Source organism: Variovorax sp. Root411 (assembly GCF_001425205.1).
In the GTDB taxonomy this organism is placed as follows: Bacteria; Pseudomonadota; Gammaproteobacteria; order Burkholderiales; family Burkholderiaceae_C; genus Variovorax.
The window spans coordinates 661,490-683,397 of record NZ_LMDW01000012.1 but is presented as its reverse complement, the minus strand read 5'-3'; the positions used below and the strand labels follow the sequence as shown (position 1 = coordinate 683,397).

18 protein-coding genes are annotated in these 21,908 nt (G+C 68.3%); 6 read left to right on the top strand and 12 right to left on the bottom strand.

The window, feature by feature from the left end:
- Both ASC92_RS14065 and ASC92_RS14060 read left to right on the top strand, forming a co-directional pair.
- On the top strand, positions 1-816 hold an 816-nt coding region (locus tag ASC92_RS14065; RefSeq protein WP_056516304.1), incomplete at its 5' end, for a zinc-dependent alcohol dehydrogenase family protein.
- 381 nt (positions 817-1,197) lie between these two features.
- The gene (locus ASC92_RS14060; protein ID WP_056516300.1) at positions 1,198-1,548 is read left to right on the top strand and encodes a HigA family addiction module antitoxin; all 351 of its coding nucleotides are present in this window, start codon (positions 1,198-1,200) and stop codon (positions 1,546-1,548) included.
- Between the two features lie 145 nt (positions 1,549-1,693).
- On the opposite strand, the gene ASC92_RS14055 is transcribed toward ASC92_RS14060, so the two are convergent.
- Complete coding sequence (locus ASC92_RS14055) at positions 1,694-2,050, bottom strand: cupin domain-containing protein (RefSeq protein ID WP_056516296.1); 357 nt, start codon at positions 2,048-2,050, stop codon at positions 1,694-1,696.
- A gap of 328 nt (positions 2,051-2,378) precedes the next feature.
- On the opposite strand from ASC92_RS14055, the gene ASC92_RS14050 reads away from it, so the two are divergent.
- Together ASC92_RS14050 and ASC92_RS28620 are read left to right on the top strand one after the other, a co-directional pair.
- Positions 2,379-2,744 (top strand): hypothetical protein, encoded by a 366-nt coding sequence (locus ASC92_RS14050; protein WP_056516291.1) that lies wholly within the window; start codon positions 2,379-2,381, stop codon positions 2,742-2,744.
- 39 nt (positions 2,745-2,783) lie between these two features.
- Complete coding sequence (locus ASC92_RS28620; protein WP_157609056.1) at positions 2,784-2,939, top strand: hypothetical protein; 156 nt, start codon at positions 2,784-2,786, stop codon at positions 2,937-2,939.
- Positions 2,940-3,017: 78 nt separating this feature from the next.
- Here the strand turns inward: ASC92_RS28620 and ASC92_RS14045 are convergent, their stop codons facing one another.
- The 6 genes from ASC92_RS14045 to ASC92_RS14020 form a co-directional block, all read right to left on the bottom strand.
- Positions 3,018-3,764: a lysophospholipid acyltransferase family protein gene (locus tag ASC92_RS14045; protein ID WP_056516287.1), complete on the bottom strand. Its 747-nt coding sequence runs from the start codon at positions 3,762-3,764 to the stop codon at positions 3,018-3,020.
- 152 nt (positions 3,765-3,916) lie between these two features.
- Positions 3,917-5,203 carry a dihydroorotase gene (locus ASC92_RS14040; RefSeq protein WP_056516285.1) on the bottom strand — a complete coding sequence of 429 codons (1,287 nt, stop codon included), beginning with the start codon at positions 5,201-5,203 and terminating at the stop codon, positions 3,917-3,919.
- A gap of 139 nt (positions 5,204-5,342) precedes the next feature.
- Positions 5,343-6,305: an aspartate carbamoyltransferase catalytic subunit gene (locus tag ASC92_RS14035; RefSeq protein ID WP_056516281.1), complete on the bottom strand. Its 963-nt coding sequence runs from the start codon at positions 6,303-6,305 to the stop codon at positions 5,343-5,345.
- A complete protein-coding gene (gene pyrR / locus ASC92_RS14030; protein WP_082519592.1) occupies positions 6,305-6,805 on the bottom strand; it encodes a bifunctional pyr operon transcriptional regulator/uracil phosphoribosyltransferase PyrR in 501 nt (166 codons plus the stop codon). Before pyrR ends, ASC92_RS14035 begins: the two co-directional genes overlap by 1 nt.
- Positions 6,806-6,944: 139 nt before the next feature.
- Positions 6,945-7,400, bottom strand: a complete 456-nt coding sequence (ruvX, locus tag ASC92_RS14025) for a Holliday junction resolvase RuvX (RefSeq protein ID WP_157609055.1) — start codon at positions 7,398-7,400, stop codon at positions 6,945-6,947.
- Positions 7,397-7,996, bottom strand: coding sequence for a YqgE/AlgH family protein (locus tag ASC92_RS14020; protein WP_056516273.1), 600 nt, complete (start codon positions 7,994-7,996; stop codon positions 7,397-7,399). Before ASC92_RS14020 ends, ruvX begins: the two co-directional genes overlap by 4 nt.
- Here ASC92_RS14020 and ASC92_RS14015 point away from each other — a divergent pair, their 5' ends adjacent.
- Positions 7,997-9,544, top strand: a complete 1,548-nt coding sequence (locus ASC92_RS14015; protein ID WP_056516270.1) for a cryptochrome/photolyase family protein — start codon at positions 7,997-7,999, stop codon at positions 9,542-9,544.
- Here the strand turns inward: ASC92_RS14015 and ASC92_RS14010 are convergent.
- Both ASC92_RS14010 and ASC92_RS14005 read right to left on the bottom strand, forming a co-directional pair.
- On the bottom strand, positions 9,495-9,893 hold the full coding sequence (locus tag ASC92_RS14010; protein WP_056516267.1) for a hypothetical protein: 399 nt from the start codon (positions 9,891-9,893) through the stop codon (positions 9,495-9,497). The two genes, ASC92_RS14015 and ASC92_RS14010, sit on opposite strands and share 50 nt — an antisense overlap.
- Positions 9,890-11,524 (bottom strand): hypothetical protein, encoded by a 1,635-nt coding sequence (locus ASC92_RS14005; RefSeq protein WP_056516264.1) that lies wholly within the window; start codon positions 11,522-11,524, stop codon positions 9,890-9,892. The genes ASC92_RS14010 and ASC92_RS14005 overlap by 4 nt, the downstream gene beginning before the upstream one ends.
- A gap of 224 nt (positions 11,525-11,748) precedes the next feature.
- Here ASC92_RS14005 and ASC92_RS14000 point away from each other — a divergent pair, with 224 nt between their 5' ends.
- Positions 11,749-12,831, top strand: a complete 1,083-nt coding sequence (locus ASC92_RS14000) for a helix-turn-helix transcriptional regulator (RefSeq protein WP_056516261.1) — start codon at positions 11,749-11,751, stop codon at positions 12,829-12,831.
- Positions 12,832-12,858: 27 nt separating this feature from the next.
- On the opposite strand, the gene ASC92_RS13995 is transcribed toward ASC92_RS14000, so the two are convergent.
- From ASC92_RS13995 to ASC92_RS13985, 3 genes are read right to left on the bottom strand one after another with little or no spacing between them, the layout of a single operon-like run.
- Positions 12,859-18,972 carry an Hpt domain-containing protein gene (locus ASC92_RS13995; protein WP_056516258.1) on the bottom strand — a complete coding sequence of 2,038 codons (6,114 nt, stop codon included), beginning with the start codon at positions 18,970-18,972 and terminating at the stop codon, positions 12,859-12,861.
- 32 nt (positions 18,973-19,004) lie between these two features.
- Complete coding sequence (locus tag ASC92_RS13990) at positions 19,005-21,320, bottom strand: methyl-accepting chemotaxis protein (RefSeq protein ID WP_056516256.1); 2,316 nt, start codon at positions 21,318-21,320, stop codon at positions 19,005-19,007.
- 42 nt (positions 21,321-21,362) lie between these two features.
- Positions 21,363-21,896, bottom strand: a complete 534-nt coding sequence (locus tag ASC92_RS13985; RefSeq protein WP_056516253.1) for a chemotaxis protein CheW — start codon at positions 21,894-21,896, stop codon at positions 21,363-21,365.
- Between the last annotated feature and the right edge of the window lie 12 nt (positions 21,897-21,908).

Here is a 21,908-nt window from a genome sequence, read left to right as displayed (position 1 = left end):
TTGCCAGCGGTCGGTGGCAGCGAGGGCGTCGGGCGTGTTGTCGAGTTGGGCCCTGACACCCAAGGCCCGGCGGTGGGCCAGACCGTGCTGCTGCCGCCCGGCGGCGGCACTTGGGCCACGCACGTTGTCGCCGCCGCAGCCCGGCTGGTCCCGCTGCCGAACGCGGCGGATCCGAAGCAGCTCGCCATGCTGACGGTGAACCCGCCGACCGCTTCGTTGTTGCTCAGTGATTTCGCCAGCCTGCAGCCGGGCGACTGGGTCATCCAGAACGGCGCCAACTCGGGTGTCGGAAGTTATGTCGTTCAACTGGCCAAGCTGCGCGGCTTCAAGACCGTCAACATCGTGCGGCGCGAGTCGGCCGTCGCCGGTGTGGAAGGCCTGGGCGCCGATGTGGTGCTGGTCGACGGCGACGATCTGGCCGAGCGGGTGAAGGCCGCGACTGGAGGTGCTGCGATCAAGCTCGGCATCGATGCCGTGGGCGGCAAGGCCACGATGCGGCTCGCCGCCTGCTTGGGMGAAGGAGCCTCCATGGTGAACTACGGGGCACTCAGCGGCGAGCCGTGCGTCGTGTCGCCCCGCGAACTGGTGTTCCGCGACGTATGCCTCAAGGGCTTCTGGCTGGCACGCTGGTTCCGCACCACTGCGCAGCAAAAGCAGCTTGCGCTGCTCACCGAGCTGGCGGGCCTGATCGCCGCGGGCAAGCTCAGCGCTCCGATCCAGGCAACGTACGACGTGGCGCAGATCAAGGAGGCAGTCGCCGCCGCGGCTGCAGGCGAACGGCAGGGCAAGATCCTCATCACGCCCTCGCATGCGTGATCCTTGCTCGGGCACGGCACTGGGTAGCTCAGCGGTCAGCGTGCTGGCGACCGCTCAGGCGTGAAGCCGTCGGGGCCAACAACACGCCGCCAGTTCGCGAGCTGCATCGCATCGGGGGGGCTGGGTANCAGCGGTCAGCGTGCTGGCGACCGCTCAGGCGTGAAGCCGTCGGGGCCAACAACACGCCGCCAGTTCGCGAGCTGCATCGCATCGGGGGGGCTGGGTAGTGGGTCCGCGAAAACCTTCGCGAACGCGGCCAGTACGGCCTTGCAGTGGCGCCTGACCTTCAAATGGGGCGATGCGGGCCCCTACGAAGTGGGGATCGAAGACCCGCACTGATCCGGCCAGTCTGCCGGAACCAGCACCTAGAGAGGGCTATTTATGTTTAAGGATGGGATGAAGCCGGTACACCCGGGGGAAGTGCTCCGAGAGGACTATCTGAAGCCGCTCGGCATGACGGCGAATGCACTGGCGAAGGCCCTGCATGTGCCTGCTTCGCGCGTCAACGACATCGTGCTCGAGCGTCGCGGCATCACGCCCGACACGGCACTGCGCCTGGTCCGCTACTTCGGCGGCGAAGAAGCGGATGCACAAGGCTGGATCCACATGCAGTCGACCTATGACTTCAAGATCGCGGCGAAGGTCGTGGGCAAAGCCATCGCGAAAGAAGTGAAACCGCGTGAGGATCTTGTAGCCACCCACAACAACGAACGCTTCGCGCTGGAGGCCTGAAGTTCCACGACAAACGGACCTCGAGAGGTCCGTTTGTCGTGGTGGCCGGGCTACCTTCGCTGCTCGTGATTGCGCGCGATCTCTACGCTGGGTGGAACCATACAGTCGTCACGTCTTCCGGCGATCGAGCCCGGTCCCCTCCCCCTCAAGCCATGACCCACACCTTGCGCACCGTTTCGATGGTGCGCCAGGTGCCGACGTATCCCGGCTTCATGATGAAGCAGTCGCCGGCCCTGTAAGTCACCGGGCTCTGGCCTTCCTCGGTGATTTCGACCAGGCCGGACAGGATCAGGCAGAACTCCCAGGTCTCACCCTTGATGGAGTGGTTCATACCGGGTGTCGACTCCCACACGCCAGCGCGCACCTTGCCGTCCTTGGCGCTGTCGACGTCCCAGTTGCGGCACACGATGTCGCCTTCGATGACGCGCTCCGCCGGTGGCCGGTATTCGCGCGGTTCGCCAAGTTGGTCGAGGTTGAAGTTGACGAGCAATTTGTTTGACATGAAAGGTCTGGTGAAGTGGAACACGGGACCTCTCATGCTAGGGTCGTGCGCTCCCGCGTGGATGCCGAAGTCGATACCGGAATCGGTGGCAAATGCGCGATTAGCGGCCCGCCGCAGCGCGATCTGCCTGCACGCAGCGGCTACAGGCTGACGGCCGCCTTCAATGGCGTGATGGCGATACTGGCTCGGGTGGATGCGAGTGCGGCCGATCGAGACCAGGCCCGTCACATCTGGGAACGTTCTTCACAGCAGCGACGTGCGCGGTTGCGGGGGGCGGCGCGTTGGACACCCATGAGGGCTCATTTTTTCCGCCCTCCAGGAGTCCCCAATGACTTTTCGCAGAACTGTTCTCAAGCTGGCCGCTGCCGGCGTCGTCGCCGCAGGCACCTTGGGCATGGCCGCATCGGCCAATGCAGGAACGAGTTGGTCCATCGGCATCGGCGTGCCGGGTGTGGTCGTCAGCGAGCCGGCGCCGGTCTATTACGAGCCGGCGCCCGTCTACACGCAGCCAGCGCCGACCTACTACCAGCCGCCACCGCCGGTGCGCTACCAGCAGGCGCCCGTGTACTCTGCTCCGGCACCGGTCTACTACGAGTCCGACCCGCGCTGGGAAGAACGTCGCGCGGAACGCCGTGAGTGGCGCCGCCGGCAGTGGGAGCGCGAGCAGCACCGCCGCTACTACGAGGAACGCTAACTGACCGGTCGTCCGTCGTGTAGGCACCCGCCCACGTGCATGGTTTGCTTTCTCCCGCACCGGGGAGGCTGTAGTGCGGCCAATCTGCAGGCCTACCTGTTTCAAGGAGACCTGATCATGAAAAGCATCATCCTCTGGCTGTGCGGCGTGCCCCTGATCGTGATCATCGGCCTCAAGATCTTCGGCGTTTTTTGACGGGACCGGTTCCTCCTCACGGCGCATCCGTGCGCCGTTAAGCGCCCTCTCGCGGGGCGCTTTTTTTGCCGCCTCTCGTCAGTGCGTCTCGCGGCGCAACTGCTGCACGTCTTCATGCAGCGAGCGGGCCCAGGCGCGGCGGTCGCGGCCGTGCGGATGCTGCGGCTCGCCGAAGCGCACGATGGCCAGCAGCGGCGGCGCGCGCAGCGTGTTCCACAGCGATGCGGCGAGGCTGTCGTCGTCGATGTAGCGCGGGGCTTGGCTGGTCTCGCCGGTGGCTGCATCGGCAAAACGCAGCGCGGCGGGCAGCACGGGCGCGCCCGACGAAATGGCGGCCTGCAGCAGGTTGGCATGGAACGGCAGCAGGCCGCGGCCGTCGCTGGTCGTGCCTTCGGGGAACACCCCGATAAGATCGCCCTCGCGCAGCGCCTCGGTCATGTGGTGCACCACGCGCAGCGCATCGCGGCGGCGTTCGCGTTCGATGTAGAGCGTGCCGGAGCCGTTCGACAGCGTGCCGATCAGTGGCCAGTTCTTGACGTCCGATTTCGACACGAAGCGCACATGGCGCGCCGCATGGATGCAGGTGATGTCGAGCCACGAGAGGTGGTTGCAGATCAGCAGCACCGGCCCCTCGGGCGGCGGGGTGCCCTGCACCTTGAGCGTGATGCCCATGATCTCGAGCATGCGCCTGGACCATGCCTGCACGCGTGCATTGCGCTCGGGCTGCGAGAGGCCGGGGAAGGTGAAGCGGATCGTCCACCAGCCGGCCAGCGCATGCGCAATCGCATGCAGGAGGCGCCAGCAGGCCTTCAGCGAATGAAACATCGGACGTGCGCCCTCTCAGCTACTTGCTTCAATGTCGATGCATGGTCGCGGAACACCGCGGAACCGGCTCTGCCGGGCCGCTGGTGTTGCCCCCTGCAAGGGGGTTGGCGTAGCAACACGAAGTGCGCGAAGACTGGGGGCGAGCTTCATTTCTAGCCGTGGACGACGCGGCCGGCCACCAGCGTGTGGCGCGCGCGGCCCTGCATGGGGTAGCTGGCGAACGGCGTGTGCTTGCCCTGGCTCTTGAGCGCATCGGGCTGCACCTGCCATTCGAGCGCCGGGTCGAACACGCACACGTCGGCCACGCCGCCTTCCACGAGGCAGCCGATGCCGGTGCCCGCATCGGCGGCGGTCAGCAGGCGCGCCGGCGCCGAGGTGATGACCTCGACCGCGCGCGCCACGCCCGCGCCGCTGCGTTCGCCCCACTGCAGCGCGAGCGGCAGCAGCAGTTCGAGGCCGGTCGCGCCGGGTTCGGCTTCGGCAAAAGGCAGCGTCTTGGCGTCGGCCTCGACCGGCGTGTGGTCTGACACCAGCGCGTCGATGGTGCCGTCGGCCAGCCCGGCCGAGAGCGCCTCGCGGTCGCCTTGCTGGCGCAGCGGCGGGTTCAGGCGCGCGCGGCTGTCGAAGTAGCCGATGTCGGTGTCAGCAAGGTGCAGCGAATTGATGCTGACGTCGCAGGTGAGCGGCAGGCCCTGCGCCTTGGCTTCGCGCACCAGGGCCACGCCGCGCGCGCTGGAGATGCGGCACAGGTGCACGCGCGCGCCGGTGGCCTTCATGAGCTCGACGATGGTGAAGATGGCGATGGTCTCGGCCGACACGGGCACGCCCGCGAGGCCCAGGCGCGTGGCCAGCGGGCCACTGGCCGCGACGCCCTTGCCGAGGTCGCGGTCCTGCGGACGCAGCCACACGGTGTAGCCGAAGGTGCTGGCGTACGACAGCGCGCGCTGCAGCACCTGCGTGTCGGCCAGCGGCACGTCGGCCTGGCTGAAGCCGATGCAGCCGGCTTCGGTGAGTTCGGCCATTTCGGTCAGCACGCCGCCGGCCAGGCCGCGCGTGAGCGCACCGAGCGGGAACAGGCGTGCTCGCTGCAGCTTCTCGGCGCGGAACTTGAGCATCTCGACCAGGCCGGGCTCGTCGAGCACGGGGTCGGTGTCGGGCGGGCAAACGAGGCTGGTCACGCCGCCGGCAATGGCCGCGGCCATTTCGCTTTCGAGCATGCCCTCGTGTTCGTAGCCAGGCTCGCGCAGGCGCGCGGCGAGGTCAACGAGGCCGGGGGCGACGATGCAGCCCGTGGCGTCGATGGTGCGGTCGGCCTTGAAGCCGGCCGGAATGCTGCTGCCGATGCCGGCGATCTTGCCGTCGGCGATGGCGATGTCGGCCTTCTTGTCGGTGCCCGATGCGGGGTCGATGACACGGCCGTTGGTGATGTGGATGTTCATGCGTCTGTACTTCCGGTGACAGTCATGGCCTTTTTGGGAAACACCGTGGAACCGGCTTTGCCGGGCCACCGGTGTTGCCCCCGGTAGGGGGTTGGCGAAGCGACACGAAGTGCGCGAAGACTGGGGGCGAGCAACATGTCTATGCTTCGTTCCCTGCGACGATGCTCATCACCGCCATTCGCACGGCGATGCCGAAGGTGACCTGCGGAAGGATCACGCTCTGCTTGCCATCGACCACGGCGGAGTCGATCTCGACGCCGCGGTTGATCGGGCCGGGGTGCATCACGATGGCGTCGGGCTTGGCCAGCTGCAGCTTCTCGGGCGTGAGGCCGAAGGTCTTGAAGAACTCCTGCGACGAAGGCAGCAGCGCGCCGCTCATGCGCTCGTTCTGCAGGCGCAGCATGATGACGACGTCGCAGTCCTTGATGCCTTCCTCGAGCGTGTGGCACACGCGCACGCCCATGCCGGCCATGTCGCCGGGGACCAGCGTCTTGGGGCCGACCACGCGCACTTCGGCGCAGCCGAGCGTGGTGAGCGCGTGGATGTCGGAGCGCGCCACGCGCGAATGCAGCACGTCGCCGACGATCGCGACCGTGAGATTCGCGAAGTCCTTCTTGTAATGTCTGATCGTGTACATGTCGAGCAGCCCCTGCGTCGGGTGCGCGTGGCGGCCGTCGCCGGCATTCACCACGTGCACATGCGGCGCGACGTGCTGAGCGATCAGGTACGGCGCGCCCGACTCGCTGTGGCGCACCACGAACAGGTCGGCGGCCATCGCGCTCAGGTTGGCGATGGTGTCGAGCAGCGACTCGCCCTTGGTGGCTGAGGAGCGTGCGATGTCGAGGTTGATGACGTCGGCGCTCAGGCGCTTGGCCGCGATCTCGAAGGTGGTGCGCGTGCGCGTGGAGTTCTCGAAGAACAGGTTGAACACGCTCTTGCCGCGCAAGAGCGGCACCTTCTTCACCTCGCGGTCGCTCACGCTGGTGAAGTTGGCGGCGGTGTCGAGGATGTGCGTGACGATGTCCTTGGGCAGGCCCTCGATCGACAGCAGGTGGATCAGCTCGCCGTTCTTGTTGAGCTGGGGGTTTCGCTTGTAGAGCATCAGCGGTTTTCCTCCACCTTGAGGCTGAAGGCGCCATCTTCGGCGCGTGCGAGGGCGAGCAGTTGCGTGTTCGGCAGGGTGAGCGTCGTTGCGGCGAAGTCGGCTGCCACGGGCAGTTCACGGCCCCCACGGTCCACCAGCACCGCGAGGCGCACGCAGGCCGGCCGGCCGAAGTCGAACAGCTCGTTGAGCACGGCGCGGATGGTGCGGCCGGTGTAGAGCACGTCGTCGAGCAGCAGCACGTCGGCACCGTTCACGTCGAAGGGCAGCGCGGTCTGCGCACTGGCCGAGAGGCCGCGGCGCGCGAAGTCGTCGCGGTGCATGGCCGACGAGATGATGCCGGGAGCGCCGCCCAGGCCCAGGTCCTTCTGCAGCCGCTCGACCAGCCAGGCGCCGCCGGAGGTGATGCCCACCAGTTTGGTTTCGGGGCGCATCAGCGCCTTCACGCCGGCGAGCAGATCGAGATACAACAACTCCGCGTCAGGCACGACAGGGCTCACGATGATTGCTCCAGGACAAGGCAGGGGGAAAGGAAAACTCGGGGAACACCGTGGAACCGGCTTTGCCGGGCCACTGGTGTTGCCCCCGGTGAGGGGGAAGGAGAAGCGACACGAAGTGCGCGAAGCCTGGGGGAGAGCTTCATTGCTGGAGACTCCTCAAAAATTGTTCCAGGATGATGCAGGCCGAAGCGGCATCGGCGTCGCGCGCACCCGACGACAGCGCCTCGGTGGTGCTGTAGCGCTCGTCGACCTCGAACACCTGGAGATTGAAACGGCCGCGCAGCTGGCGCGCGAACTTCTGCGCGCGGCGGGTGTTCTCGTGCGGCGCGCCGTCGGGGTGGTAGGGCACGCCTACTACCAGCGCGTCGGGCTGCCATTCCTTGATGCGCGCCTCGACCTGCGCGAAGCGGGCGTCGGCGCCCTCGGCCTTGATGGTGGGCTGCGGGGTGGCGGTGTTCAGCAGCCGGTTGCCGCTGGCCACACCCGTGCGCTTGGTGCCGTAGTCGAAGGCCAGGAAGCTCTGAAAATGGGCGGGAACAGGGGCAGGAACGGAAACGGGGACGGATGCGGGCGCGTCGGACATGACGTCGTTCATGCGTGTCCGGCATCGGGGGACAGCTTCCACGCTTCGAGCCCCAGCAGCATCAGCGCCTTGTCGTAGCGTTGCTCGACTGGCGTATCGAAGATCACGGCCGGGTCGGCGCCCACGGTGAGCCAACTGTTCTCGGCCAATTCCGATTCAAGCTGGCCCTCGCCCCAGGCCGCATAGCCCAGCGAAACCAGCACCTTGCGCGGGCCCGCGCCGGTGGCCAAGGCTTCGAGCACGTCCTTGGAGGTGGTCATTTCGAGCCCGCCCGGGATAGTCATGGTCGAGGCATAGACCGATTCCTCGGGCTTCTCGGCCTGCGTGAAGACCGGCTCGTGCAGCACGAAGCCGCGTTCGGTCTGCACCGGGCCGCCCTGGAAGACGGGGGCCTCGCCCAGTTCGGGGCGGGTCAGGTGGAGTTCGATTTTCTCGAACAGCACCTTGAGGTTGATGTCGCTGGGTTTGTTGATCACGAGGCCGAGCGCACCGCGCTCGCTGTGTTCGCAGAGGTACACGACGCTGCGGTTGAAAGTTTTGTCTTCCATCCCGGGCATCGCTATCAGAAAGTGATGCGTGAGGTTCATCGGGGCAGAATCGGCGGCCATATGCCCCCGATTTTACTGGCCGTCGACAAGACCTATCCCAAAGGGCTCATGTGGTTCCGCCGCGACCTCCGGGTGGACGACAACGCGGCCCTGTATCGGGCGCTGCGGGCCTGCCGCCAGGTGGTCTGCGCTTTTGTGTTCGACAAGGCCATCCTGGACGCCCTGCCCGCGGTCGACCGCCGGGTGGAATTCATCCGGGAATCGCTGGTGGAGCTCGAAGCCGAGCTGCGCGCACTGGGCGGCGGGCTGGTCGTGCGGCATGCGGCGGCGGTGCAGGAGATTCCGGCGCTGGCCCGCGAACTCGGTGTGCAGGCGGTGTTCGCCAACCGCGACGACGAGCCCGACGCGCTGGAGCGCGACGCCAGGGTGTTCGGCGCGCTGGCCAACGCGGGCGTGGCCTTCCACACCTACAAAGACTCGACCGTCTTCGACCGCGACGAGGTCATGACCAAGACCGGCCAGCCCTACACGGTGTTCACGCCCTACAAGCGGGCCTGGCTGGCGAAGGTCGATTCGTTCTTCCTGAAGTCGTATCCGGTGCGCAGCCACGCCGACGCGCTGGCGCCCTCGCCCCAGGCCTATGGAGAGCCGGTGCCCGCGCTGCGGGAGATCGGCTTCGAGAAGAGCAACCTCTCGGCGCTGGAGATTCCCACCGGCACGCGCGGCGCGGGCCTGCTGTTCGAGGACTTCTTCGAGCGCATCGACCGCTACGGCGAGGCGCGCAACTTCCCGGCCGTGCGGGGGCCCAGCTACATGGGCGTGCACCTGCGCTTCGGCACGGTGTCGATCCGGCAAATGGCGAGCCTGGCGCACCAGCTTTCGCTGCAGGGCAATGCAGGGGCGGCGACCTGGCTGAGCGAGCTGATCTGGCGCGAGTTCTACTTTCAGGTGCTCGCGCACTTTCCGCATGTGCACAAAGGCGGCGAGTCGAAGAGCTTCCGGCCCGAGTACAACAGGATCCAGTGGCACCACGGCAAGCACGCCGACCAGCTGTTCGACGCCTGGTGCGAAGGCCGCACCGGCTATCCGCTGGTGGACGCGGCCATGCTGCAGATCAACCAGAGCGGCTACATGCACAACCGCCTGCGCATGGTGGTGGCAAGCTTCCTGTGCAAGGACCTGGGGCTGGACTGGCGGCGCGGCGAAGCCTACTTCGCGCTGCACCTGAACGACTTCGAGCTGGCCTCGAACAACGGGGGCTGGCAGTGGGCCAGTTCGAGCGGGTGCGATGCGCAACCCTACTTTCGCATCTTCAATCCGGTGACGCAGAGCGAGCGCTTCGACCCCGAAGGCAAGTTCATCCGCCGCTACCTGCCGCAACTCGCGGGGCTGTCGAACGCGGCGATCCATGCGCCGTGGTTGGCATCGCCGGTGGAGCTGGAGGCGGCGGGCATCACGCTCGGCGAGACCTATCCCAAGCCGGTGGTGGATCACGCCGAGGCGCGCGAGAAGACGCTGCAGCGCTACGCGGCGGCGCGCGGCACGGACCAGCCGCCGCTCAGCGGCGCGTCAGCACGATCTCCACGCCGGCGTCGGAGCGCCCCCTGAGCGTGCCGGCTTCGAGCTGCTGGAAGGTGATGATGTTGTCGCGGCACCCGGTGAGCGCCTTGCTGCCCTGGAAGTGCAGCTCGTAGGCACCGCTGTCGAGGCGCTGCCATTGCACCGGCGTCGGAATGCCGATGCAGGGGTCGCCAGGGTTCTGCAGCTGCACCCGCCAGGTCCCGCCGGTGGCCTGGAGCTGCAGCTGCCCGTCGAACTGCCTGCCGCTCTTGACCGTGAGGCGCGCCTTCCATTCGCCCTCCAGGCCCTCGCCCGCCTGCGCGGCGGCCGGCCCGGTGGCCATTGCGGTCGCCAGTGCGCCGGCGCAGGCTGCGGCACGCCACAAGCTGCGCGTCATACGGCGCTCCCGATGCCCAGCTGGGGCTTCATCGCCTCCCACGCCACGCCATTGAGGCGGCGGGCGGTGTTGACGTTGTATCGGGCATCGGACTTGGTTCCGCGCACCACGTAGACCGCGCCCCCGTACTCGCCGTATGTGCGCAGCAGCGGCCACACGCCTGTCGGCGGATGGCCGCCGTTGAAGACCAGCACACGCGCGCCGCCCTCGGTGCGAATCTCCACCGTGCCGGCCTCGGTGGCCGCGCAGGTGTCGTAAGTGCTGGTGGCGAGATAGAAGTTGCAGGCGTAGTACTGCACCGCGCCCGCACCGGTGAACGCCACGCGCAAGATGCGCGTCTGCTGTTCGTCCAGCACCCCCAGGCTGGTGGTGCCCGTGCCGGCGGGCAGGCTCGCGCCCGAGGTCGGGAAGGCCGTCATCAACGCCTCCAGCGTGGCGAAGCCGGTCTTTTCCGCGGGAATGGCGAGATTGATCGAATAGGGCTGCGCCAAGTCCACTCCGCGGCGGTAACGCAGCTGCGATCCGGCCGGGAAAGTGGCGTCAGGGTTGGCGAAAGCCGCCGACGGCACGACGCCGAAGATGCTGTTGCCATCGGCCGCCTGAATCTCGGCCACCACCTCGGCCATCTTGCGGCCGGAGATGTCGGTGACTGCGGTGTGGCCGAGGCTGCGCGTGGTGCCGCCGCAATAGTCGCTGCGGCTCGGCGTGCCCAGCGTGCTGGTGAAGGCCGCGTTCTCGTCGCAGCGCACCCAGCCGTTGGGCCCCAGCTGCAGGTAGACGCCGTAGAGCGTGTCGTGCGCGGTCGGTGCGCCGGCGGTCTTGCCTTCGCGCCGGTCGGTGAGCTTGAGCTTGCCGGTGGCGTCGGGCACGCCGTCGGTCGGATAGGTCCGGGCGGTGTACGCATCGGCACTCGTGAAATCCAGCCGAGCCAGCTGGTCCGAGGCCACCGGCGTGACGGTGGCCGTATCGACCACGCGCAATGCCACCCCGCTGTGCAGCGCATCGGCGGTGATCAGCGCGGCGGTGAAGGCGTTGTCTTCAAAGCGGGCCGGGTCGGTCACGGCCACGCCCTGGTAGTCGTACAGCTGGGCGGCTTCCGGCAGCCTCAGTTGCTGCAGCACCAGCGCCTCGGCCCGCTCGGGCGCCAGGCCGGCCGCCACGCCCGCCTGCAGCAGCGAGGTCAGCGGATTGACCTGCGCGCGGTGTCCGGCGGGCGCGCTCATGGTGAAGGCCTTGGAGAAGGCCGGCAGCGAGGGATTGCTGCCGTCCACCTGCGCCAGCAGCGGCGCGGCGGCGAGTTCGGCGGCTGCGGCCTCGTCGGCCGGCGTGTAGCCGATGCTGTAGGCGCCGTCGTCGCCGGTCTTGGCGGCCGCGGGCTCGCCGTCGTCGCAGGTTCCGCTGCGGTTGCGGTCCACGCAGACCAGCGCCCCGCTGACCGGGCCCTGCACCATCACCTTGCCGGACACGGTGACCGGCGACGGCGGATTGGCACCGGGTGCGGCGCCACCCAGGCCAAACGGCGGAAGACCGCCACCCCCTCCTCCGCCGCCGCCCCCGCCGCAGGCGGACAGCGCCAACAGAAAGCCCGCACAGGCCGACAGAACGGCCGCTCCGGTCCAACGAATAGTCATGGTTTTTTCCTCCAGGTTGTGTCGACTGCCAAGGTCCGCCTGAAAAAAGCAAACCTTTGTTCTCTGCAGTGTGGGAGGACGTTCTGCACGGCGCATCGTGCAAATGCACGATGCGCGGCAACCGGCGAAGCCCTACGGAGGTACCCCTTGCGCGTTGACACCCGGCGGCGGGGGCGCGCATCATGCAAACAAAAGATAACGCTCGTTTCCGCCGGGGGGATCGCATGAATCGGAATCTCGCACTGCAGCGCACGCTCGATGCAATCGCGCACCTGGACGATCCTCATCCGCCATGGACCGATCTGCTGCAAGGCGTGCAGCAGGTGGTTGGCGGCGACAGCGCCACCTTCATCCTGCTGGAAAACGGCAACGAACTGCTGAGCTTTCAGCAGGTCAACGTCTCGGCCGCCGCCCAGCGCGACTATGCGCAGCATTTCTGCGCACACGACATCCTGATTCCTCCGACCCTCGGCGCACCTCCGGGAAGCTGGTTCGACACGCACGAGCTGTTTTCGTCGACTTTTCTCTCGAGGAATGCCTACTACGCCGACTTCATGTGCCGCCACGACGCGCGCCAGATGCTGGCCTGCATCGTCGACCAGGGCCCCCAGCGCCGCGGCGGCCTGACGGTGCAACGAAACACGGCCGCCCCCGCGCGCCAACTGCTGGACAGCACGCGGATCCGACGCGTCACCCACGCGCTTTGGCAAGGTCTGGTGCGGCGCGACGAAAGGGCCCGGCAGTGGCTCGGCGACGCCGAATCTGCATTCGCGGCCTTCGGCGAAGCGATCTTTCTTGCGACACCCACGGGCACGGTGCTGCGCGCTTCGGCCGGCGCGCAGGAGTTCTTCGGCACGAACCGCTCGCTGCGTCTGCGCGGCCAGCGGCTTTGGCATCCGTCCGCACAGGCAGGGCGGGCGCTGGCAGCCGGCCTTGCGCAGGCCGCGCAATCGCGCCAGTTGATCTGCCTCTCCATTCCCGGCGGACCGGCCGGCCGGGAACACCTGCAGTTGGCACGCGCCGCGCCGCAGCTGAGCCTGGGCGAAGAGGTGCTGGTGCTGGCGCGCATCCGCTTCGGCCGTTCGCAGGAAGCACCCTCGATGAACAGTCTCTGCAGCACCTTCGACATCACGCCCGCCGAGGCGCGCGTGCTGGCCGCACTCGTGGCGGGCCAATCACCCAAGCAGCATGCCGGCGCACAGGGCGTGTCGGTGCACACCGTGCGCAGCCAGGTCACTTCGCTGATGGCGAAGATGGACTGCACGCGGCAGGTCGACCTGGTGCGCAAGGCGCTGCTCGCGCCCTAGGCTTCGGAAGACCGGCCGATGCCGGACTCAGGCCGCCGCCAATGCGGCGGGCTCGCTCGTGTACGCACGCACCAGGCGCAGCAGTTCCTCTTCCGAGTACGGCTTGCCGAGGTAGTGGTTCACGCCCAGCGTGCGCGCGTACTCGCGGTGCTTCTCGGCGATGCGCGAAGTGATCATGATGATCGGCAGGCCGGCCATCGAATCGTCGGCGCGGATGTTGCGGGCCAGGTCGAAGCCGTCCATGCGCGGCATCTCGATGTCCGACAGCACCACCGCCGGGCGCTCCTGCTGCAGCCGTTCGAGCGCCTGCAGGCCATCGGCCGCGAGCGACACGCGATAGCCTTCGCGCTGCAGCAGGCGCTGCGTGACGCGGCGCACGGTGATGGAGTCGTCCACCACCAGCACCAGCGGAACCTGCGGCGCCACCGGGGCCAGCGTCGGCAGCGGCTGCTGCGGCGCGCCGTGTTCGGCCGCGGCACCGTGCGCCGGCGCTGCCAGCGCGGCGGCCTGGCGCTCGCGCGCTTGTTCGCCATGCACCGAGGCCAGCGCCACCGGGTTGTAGATCAGCGCCACCGCACCCGACGCCAGCACCGAGATGCCGGCCAGGCCGGGCAGCCGCGCGAGCTGCGGGCCGAGATTCTTGACCACGACTTCCTGGTTGCCCAGCACTTCGTCCACGTGCAGGGCCACGCGCTGCGCGGCGCTTCGCACGACCACGATCGTGTTGTTCCTGGCCGCCGCGTGTTCGCTGCGGGTCGAGGCCTGCAGCAGCGCGCCGGCCCAGTAGAACGGCACCTGCTCGCTGCCGAACGGATGGCTGTTGTGCAGGTAGGCCGCCTCGAGGTCGGTTCCGCCCACGCGCTGCACCAGTTCCACCAGATTCGACGGCACGCCGATCGACACTTCGCCCGCACGCAGCATCACCACGTGCGTCACGGCGGTGGTCAGCGGCAGCACCAGCTTGAAGGTGGTGCCCTGGCCGGGGTTGCTGTGCGTTTCGATACGGCCGCCGAGCGCCGCGATCTGCGCGCGCACCACGTCCATGCCGATGCCGCGGCCGGCCAGTTCGGAGACCTGCCCTGCCGTCGAGAAGCCGGGCTTGAATATCAGCTCGGTGGCTTCCTCGGCCGACAGCTCCTTGTCGTGGTCGAGCAGGCCGAGGGCGCGGGCGCGCTCTGCGATGCGCTTGTTGTCGAGGCCGGCGCCGTCGTCGCGGAAGCTCACCGAGACGTCGTTGCCTTCGTGGTGCAGGTCGATGACGATCAGGCCGCTGGCGTCCTTGCCGGCCTTCTCGCGCACCGCTGCGCTCTCGATGCCGTGCGCCACGCAGTTGCGCAACAGGTGCTCGAAGGCCGGCGTCATGCGGTCGAGCACGCCGCGGTCCATTTCGATGGAGCCGCCGACGATGTCCAGGCGCACCTGCTTGCCGGTGTCCTTCGAGGCTTGGCGCACCACGCGGTAGAGGCGATCGGAAATGCCCTCGAACTCCACCATGCGCGTGCGCAGCAGGCCGCGCTGCAGTTCGCGCGTCTGGCGTGCCTGCACGCTCAGGTCGTCTTCCGTGGCCTGCACGGTCTTCTGCAAGGTGCGCTGCACGGTGGCCACGTCGTTCACCGACTCGGCCATCATGCGCGTGAGTTCCTGCACGCGGGTGAAGCGGTCGAACTCGAGCGGGTCGAAGCTCTGCTGCGAGTCCTTGGCTTGCGCCAGGCGCGACTGCATCTGGCTTTCGGCCTGCACTTCAATGTCGCGCAGCTGCTGGCGCAGGCGGTCCAGGTTGCCCGTGAGGTCGGACAGCGAACCGCGCAGCTGGCCCAGCTCGGCCTCCAGGCGCGAGCGCGTGATGATGACCTCGCCGGTCTGCGCGACCAGGCGGTCGAGCAGCTGGGTACGGATGCGCACGGCCTGGCCCGTTGCGGCGCGCAGCGGCGTGAGCAGCGCGGGCGCGGGGCGCGGCTGCAGCGTCGCGGGAACGCCAGGCTGGTCTTCCAGGCTCGCCACGGGAGCGGCGATTTCGTCGTTCGCAGGCACGCCGACTTCGGTCGCCACCTGCAGCGGCTGGGCGGCAGGCGCGGTGGCGGTTGCCGCGGCCACGATCTGGGCCAGCTCGACCTGCGTGGCGTCGTCGGCCGCGCGCAATGCGTCGAAGGTGGCCTGCAGAGTGTCGAGGCGCGCCAGCAGTTTTTCGATGTCGGCGCGTACCGCTCCCTGAGAACCCAGGATTTCGATCTCGGACTCCATGCGGTGCGCGCGCTCGCCCAGGCGCATGGCGCCGGCCAACCGTGCGCTGCCCTTGAGCGTGTGCAGCGTGCGCAGCACCGAGGCACGCGGGGCACCGTCGTCGGGGTGGTGCGCCCATTGGCGCAGCGCCTCGCCGAGCTGCGGCAGCAGTTCGGCCGCCTCTTCCTCGAAGATCGGGAACAGGTCGACGTCGACCGCGTCGGCCAGGTCGATGGCGTCTTCGGAATCGTCCAGCGCTACGTCGGCGACGGGATCGGCAACCACCACCTGGTGCAGCGGCCGGGCCTCGGCGCGCATGGCGAGTTCGGTCGGCATCGGCGAATTGGCGATGTCGCGCAGCGCCTGCAGCGTGCCTTCGGCCGGATCGCGCAGGAAGCCGACGGCGAACTGGTGCAGCAGGCGGCGCAGCTCGTCGGCCGCAGCCACCAGCACCATGCCCTGCTCCCGCGTGCCACTGCCGAGCATCTGCAGGTGCTGCAGCGCGGCTTCGAGCAGGCGGGCCATGCCCGACAGGCTGTGGAAGCCGACCGTGGCCGAGCTGCCGGCCAGCGAGTGGGCCAGCGCGACGGTCGAGTCGGGCAGGCGTTCGTGCGATTCGAGCGCCCATTCACCGACGTCGGTGGCGAGCTGGCGCGACCATTCGTCGGCCTCGTTGAGGTAGACGTTGTAGAGCTGGATGCCGATGCGCAGCGGGCCGATGACCTTGACCTGGTCTTCGGCGCTCGCGGCCGCGGCTGCGACGTCTTCCGCGGCTTCTTCCTGCGGTTCGGCGGACACGACAAGCGTGGCAGCCGCGGCGACGGGCTCGGGCGCTTCGTCGGCGACCAGGATCTGGGCTTCGGCAGGCGCCACTGGCGCCTCGAAGATGGGCGCGATCACCTCGGCAACCGCCGGGGCGGGCAGTTCGGGTTCGGGTTCCGGTTCGGCGACCGATTGCAGTTCGGGCTCGGCGGCCGGTTCTTCCTCGAGCGGCGGCAGCGCCGCGGCTTCGATGACTTCCGGCTCGGCGGCAGCCTGCTGCACGGGCAGCGGCGCGGGCTCCCAATCGAGGTCCGGCAGACCGACGGTGGTCGGCACGGTGGCTTCGATCGCTTCGACGACTTCGATCACGGGCTCGGCTTCCGCCAGCTTCGGCTCGGCGGCCACCGGCGTCTTCGCGGGCGAGAGGAAATCGAACTCCTCGCCGCTCGGCAGGGCTGTCAGCGCCGCGGGCTCGGTGGTCTGCTTCGACTCGAAGTCGATGAAATCGGTCGACGCGAAATCGTCGTCGGTCTCGGGTGCAGCGGGCGCGGCGGGCTCTTGCCACGCCACGGTTTCGAGCGGCGCTTCGGGTGCCGCAGCGGGTGCGGGCGCAGGTACTTCCGGGGCCAGCGACAGGTCGGGCAGATCCGGCAGCTGCAGCGGCGGCAGTTCCGCCGCCACCGGCGCCGGAACCTCGAGAAGAGGTGCGGGCGCGGTCACAGGCTCTTCGGCTGCGATGTGGCGCGCGGCGACCGCCAGGGCCTCGGCGTCGGCCATGCGCACCGGCGGGGGCACGGGCTCGCCGGCCAGCAGCGCGTTGGCCACGCGGCTGAACTGTGTGGACTGCCAGCCGTGCGCGGAACCCGAGGCGATGGCCTCGACCCATTGGCCGAATTCCTTCAGCGTGCGCTCGGTGCCCGACAGCAGTTCCGGCGTGGCGGGACGCTGGTCGGCCAGCCAGGTGTTGAGCACCTGTTCGAGCGACCAGGCGGCATCGCCGAAATCGGTGAGGCCGACCATGCGCGAGCTGCCCTTGAGCGTGTGGAAGGCACGCCGCAGGATCGTGAGTTCTTCGGTGTCGTCCGGGTAGCCGGCGAGTTCGGCGATGGCGGCCAGGCCGTTTTCCACCACTTCGCGGGCTTCGTCAAGGAAGATGTTCTGCAGGTCGTCTTCTTCGAGCTCGGTGACTTCGGTGTCGGGCAGCGCGCTCGGGCCGGTGATCTTGTTCGTCCAGCTGTCGGCCTTGTTGCTGAATTCCTCGATCGGCGAGACCTTGGCCTTGCGGTTGGGCGTGGCCAGTGCGGCGAGCTTCGAGGCAATCTGGGCGTCGACTTCCTCGATGCTGAGCACGGCTTCGGCGGCCGGAGCCTGGCTCGGGGCGGCAGCGTCGGCCGTGCTGTCGGTGGCCTGGCGGCCCATCAGCGGCTTGAGTTCGCCGGCTTCGGCGTCGAACACGAACAGGCGCTTGGCCAGCGCGGGCTGGTAGCCCAGCATGTCGATCAGGAAGCCGAGCGCGCCAAGGTTGTTGCCCAGCGCGTCGAAGCCGGCCATTTCCTCGGCCGGCGAGGTGCTGACGAGCATCGCCTCGACGTCGTCGCGCATGCGCTGCACGGTGAGCGCGGCCTGGTCGAGGCCGAGCACGGAGAACACGCCGCGCATCTGCAGCAGCTGCGTCGGCACGGTGCGCAGCAGGCCTTTTTCGGCCGGGCGGCGGAAATACTGGTCGAGCGATTTCTCGAGCTCGCTCAGGTGGCTGCGCAGCTCGTCGACCACGGTGCCCATGGTCTGGCGGTCGCTCACGCGGCGGTAGAGGTCTTCCATCCACGGCTCGAGCGGCTCGGAATGGCCGCCCGCGCGCACGCGTTCGATGCGCCCCGCCAGCTGCAGCGTACGGGCCGTGAGCTGCGGATCGCTCGGGTCGAGGTCTTCGAGCGCGGCTTCCAGGTACAGCACCGACGTGGCGACTTCCATCGCGAGTTCGGTACCGGGCGCCTGGCCTGTGCGCACGGAGGCTTCGACCGCGTGGGTCAGGGCCTGCACCATCGGCAGGCTCGGCGGATGCAGCTTCTGCAGCGATTCGCCGAGCTGCGCGAAGGTATCGGCCACCTGGCGCGTGCGGGTGATGTCGCCGCCCGAGAGCGCCGACCACATTTCCTTGGCGGTCTCGATGCGCTTGCGGGCTTGCTGCAGCACCAGCGGATCGAAGCGGCCGAACTGCTCGACGGTGTAGTCGACGCGCGGCTCGCTGGCGATGCCCCAGGCACTGCGCACAGTGCGCAGCGTGGCGGCGTCGTCGCTGCCGGCGGGCACGGCCTGAGCGCAGAAGAACAGCAGGTCCTGGCCGAGACGGTCGGACACCAGGCTGTCGCCGCGCGCGAGCGTGGCGTATTGCAGCAGCACGCGCGAGGCGGCGCGTTTGACGTAGGCGTCGGGCGCGACCAGGCCGGTGGCCAGGGCTTCGAAGAAGCCGGCGGCCAGGGTCCAGAAGCTGGCGACGCGGGGCAGCAGCGCGCCGCGTCCGAGCCCCAGGCACAGCGCATGCAGCCGGCGCGCGGCGTGCACGTCGCCGGTCTTGACCAGCTGCAGCACTTCGCGGTCGAGCCGCGAGCGCACGGCCGGGTCGTAGGCCACGGCGGCCTGCGTGAGCGCGGGCTTGATCTCGACCCAGCGCCACGCGGTGCTCCACAGGTCGGCCGGGTGCACGCGCTCGTTGCCGACCAGTTCCAGCACGTCGCGGTACTGGGGGAACAGCCCCACCGACGACACGGGCTTGCCGGCCAGCAGGGCGTTCAGGAAGTCGACGACAGCGAAGCCGGCACGCTCGATCTTGAGCACTGCGGCGTCGGTGCAGCGCTGCGGTTCGGCAATGAAGCCCTGCACCGCGAACTCGATGGCGCCAAGCACCAGCGCGGGCGAGGCATGCCCCACCATCTGGAGGGCGCCGACGGCCTGGTGCAATTGCTGGCGGGCCATCTGCAGCGGGCCGCTCTCGGGCTCGGCCGCAGCAGCGTCCACGTCGCGCACGAAGCGCCGCAGCGACTTGCCTACACCGTCAAGGGATTTCTGGATTTCTCCCAGCACCCAGGCCAGCGGCCCGAGGTCTTCGGTGGCCGGCATGTTGCCGGCGAGGGGGGCCGTGGCAGGGGTTTGAATCGACACGTTGGGTGCTCGCCGTTCTTATCTATCGGGGGTCAGGCAATCTTGAAACGGGCCACCGAACGACGCAGTTCTTCGGCCATCTGTGACAGCTCGCGCACCTGCTGGGCGGTGGTACGCGTGCCTTCGCCGGTCTGTTCCGTCACGGCAAAAATGTGCTGGATGTTCGCGGCCACCACGTTGGCCGAATCGGCTTCGCGGGAGGCGGATTGCGAAATCTGCTCGATCAGCTCGGCAAGGCGGCGCGACACGCGGTCGATCTCGGTCAGCGCGGTACCGGCGTTGTCGGACAGCTTGGCCCCTTCGACCACACCCTGCGTGGAGCGCTCCATGGCGCCTACCGCATCCTGGGTGTCGGTCTGAATCGCCTTCACCAGCGCCGAAATCTGGCGCGTGGCGTCTGCGGAGCGTTCGGCCAGTCGCTGAACTTCTTCCGCCACCACCGAGAATCCTCGGCCGGCTTCACCGGCGGATGCGGCCTGGATGGCGGCGTTCAGCGCCAGCACGTTCGTCTGTTCGGTAATGTCCGAGATCAGCTCGGTGATTTCACCGATCTCCTGCGACGACTCGCCCAGGCGCTTGATCCGCTTGGAGGTTTCCTGGATCTGGTCGCGGATGGAGTTCATACCGCCGATGGCGTTCTGCACGGCCTGCAGGCCCGAGGATGCGGCCTGCAGCGACTGGCGCGCCACCGTCGCGGACTCTTGCGCCTGCGTGGACACGCCGTTGATTCGCTCGGCCATGGTCAGCACCGACTGGCCGGTTTCGCGAATCTCGCGCAGCTGCTCGGTCGAGGCGGCGAGCAGCTCGGTCGAGGTGCTTTCCACCTGCGACGTCGTCTGCGCCACGCGGGTCGCCGTGTTCTGCACGTTGCCCACCAGCAGGCGCAGTTCTTCCACCGTGTAGTTCACCGAGTCGGCGATGGCGCCGGTGATGTCCTCGGTCACGGTGGCTTCCTGCGTCAGGTCGCCTTCGGCCACTGTCTGCAGTTCGTTCATCAGGCGAAGAATGGCGGCCTGGTTGGCGTTGTTGATGCGGCCCACCTCTTCGGAAGACTGCTCGGCGGCCAGGCGTTCGCGCTCGGCGTTGGCGGCGCGTTCGCGGCCTTCGCGCACCTGCACGAAACCGATGGCGCCGGCGAGGGCCAGGGCGGCCAGCGACAGCACGAACAGCAGCACGATCGTTCCGGCGCCGAGGCCGGTGCGTGCGGAGAGCTTGTCCTGCAGGTCGCCGAGCGACTTACGCAGCGGCTCGCTGTCGGTCAGGATGGAAGCCTGCGCTTCGCGTGCCGCCACCAGGCCTTGCAGGTTGCCCAGAATGGCGGAAGCCTGCGTGCGCATCTGCTCGTAGGTCTTCAGGATGGCTTCGAGCTGCTGGCGCGTCTGCGGGTCTTTCGAGCCGGGGAAGCGCTGCTGCGCATTGCCGTCGAGCAGGCCGCGGGTGGTTTCCTGGAAGGTGTTCAAGTCCTTGCCCAGCAGGAACACGGCGTCGGGGTTCACACCCTCGACCGTGAAGAACTCGTTGGTCGACTTGCCGATGCGCTGCGTCAGCATCACGAGCTGGCCGGCGGCCGAGATCTCGGGCAGCGTGGCGTTCTGCTGCATCTTCAGCGACGCGACGGTTTCCGTCATTTCGAGCAGCGTGGACGACTGCTGGTTGATGTCGCGCAAGGCGGTTCCCACCTGCGTCAGGATCTGGCGCTGGGCCAGCACGGCCTTGGCGCTGGCATCGGCGCGGGTGACGAGGGGATTGATCTTGTTCATCTCCTCGTCGTACTGGTTGCCGACTCGCTCCAAGTGCAACGAGTCGTCGCCGTTGGTCAGACCCGCGACGCGGCGCGAGAGGTCGTCGGCGCTGTCCTTCACTTCGACGAACGCCGAGGCGCTGCCGACGAGGGCCTGCGAGATCGACTTGGCAAGGCGCTGCGACTGCATCAGCGACTGGCCGGTGGCAGCCACCTGCTGCGCCAGGCGTTCCGCGCGAAGGATGGCGGAGCCGGCCACCAGCAACAGCAACAGCACCGCGACCGCCAGCATGATGGCCAGGATACGCTGCTGCCGCGCCGGATTGGAGCCCGCGCGGCCGCCAGTGGTGTCGAGCTCCGCTTCGGCAACCGCAGCGCCCGGCTCGTTGGCGGCGTCGCCGCCACCGCCCGGCAGGTCGAGGTCGCTGAAGCCGGTGTCCGCGGGCGCGGCCCCCTTCTTGGCGAGGCGCACGGTTTTCTCGTCCGGGACCTGGACGGTGTCTACGTCGTCGATAGACAACGTGGAACCGGAGCCATCGACGCGGGCATTGTCGTTCCCGTTGGTCACGGGCAGTAATTTCTTGAACTTGTCGGCGATCGAGCTCACGGTCGGTCCTTCAGATGGTTTCCGGTGCGGTGTGCGGGGGCACTACGCACCAATGCTCAAAAACTGGGGTTGCTGGGAAAGCGCCTGCAGGTTGACTTCCTGCCAGCGTTCTCCCGCCGCGTCGGTAAACAGATGCCCATGCCAGGCAGGTGCTTCTGCGCCAGGAGGCTCGGAGGCCGTGAAGGCCTCCGCACCCCGCAACCCCGCCAGTCGATCGACCAGCAAAGCGCAGTTGACTTCGAGCAGCTCGTTGAAAGCAACGAGCCGCGACTGGACGCGGGCCGCCTCGGTAGCGGCCAGCGCGCCCGGAACGCCGGTGGCGAATGCCGACAGCTGCACGACGCCATAGAGGCCGCCGCGCAGGTTGGCAACACCGAGGAACCACGGCTCCGTGTAGGGCACGGGCTGTGGCGGCGTCCAGGGAAAGATTTCGCCGGCGTGTCCCAGCGGGAAGAGGTATTTGCCCTCGCCCGCCTCGACCGCCAGCCACGTGGCGGCCACGCCCGTCGTGCGAGCCGCCTGCAGGCGGCTCGCCAGCCGGGACTGGAAGGCTCTCAGAGCGTCGCGATTCGCCATGGGTTCAGCAGA

Bases quoted from the DNA above. Each gene is read 5' to 3' on its own strand.
- ASC92_RS14060 (WP_056516300.1), top strand. From the start codon at position 1,198: ATGTTTAAGGATGGGATGAAGCCGGTACACCCGGGGGAAGTGCTCCGA.
- ASC92_RS14055 (WP_056516296.1), bottom strand. From the start codon at position 2,050: ATGTCAAACAAATTGCTCGTCAACTTCAACCTCGACCAACTTGGCGAA.
- ASC92_RS14050 (WP_056516291.1), top strand. From the start codon at position 2,379: ATGACTTTTCGCAGAACTGTTCTCAAGCTGGCCGCTGCCGGCGTCGTC.
- ASC92_RS28620 (WP_157609056.1), top strand. From the start codon at position 2,784: ATGGTTTGCTTTCTCCCGCACCGGGGAGGCTGTAGTGCGGCCAATCTG.
- ASC92_RS14045 (WP_056516287.1), bottom strand. From the start codon at position 3,764: ATGTTTCATTCGCTGAAGGCCTGCTGGCGCCTCCTGCATGCGATTGCG.
- ASC92_RS14040 (WP_056516285.1), bottom strand. From the start codon at position 5,203: ATGAACATCCACATCACCAACGGCCGTGTCATCGACCCCGCATCGGGC.
- ASC92_RS14035 (WP_056516281.1), bottom strand. From the start codon at position 6,305: ATGCTCTACAAGCGAAACCCCCAGCTCAACAAGAACGGCGAGCTGATC.
- ruvX (WP_157609055.1), bottom strand. From the start codon at position 7,400: ATGAACGACGTCATGTCCGACGCGCCCGCATCCGTCCCCGTTTCCGTT.
- ASC92_RS14020 (WP_056516273.1), bottom strand. From the start codon at position 7,996: ATGGCCGCCGATTCTGCCCCGATGAACCTCACGCATCACTTTCTGATA.
- ASC92_RS14015 (WP_056516270.1), top strand. From the start codon at position 7,997: ATGCCCCCGATTTTACTGGCCGTCGACAAGACCTATCCCAAAGGGCTC.
- ASC92_RS14010 (WP_056516267.1), bottom strand. From the start codon at position 9,893: ATGACGCGCAGCTTGTGGCGTGCCGCAGCCTGCGCCGGCGCACTGGCG.
- ASC92_RS14005 (WP_056516264.1), bottom strand. From the start codon at position 11,524: ATGACTATTCGTTGGACCGGAGCGGCCGTTCTGTCGGCCTGTGCGGGC.
- ASC92_RS14000 (WP_056516261.1), top strand. From the start codon at position 11,749: ATGAATCGGAATCTCGCACTGCAGCGCACGCTCGATGCAATCGCGCAC.
- ASC92_RS13985 (WP_056516253.1), bottom strand. From the start codon at position 21,896: ATGGCGAATCGCGACGCTCTGAGAGCCTTCCAGTCCCGGCTGGCGAGC.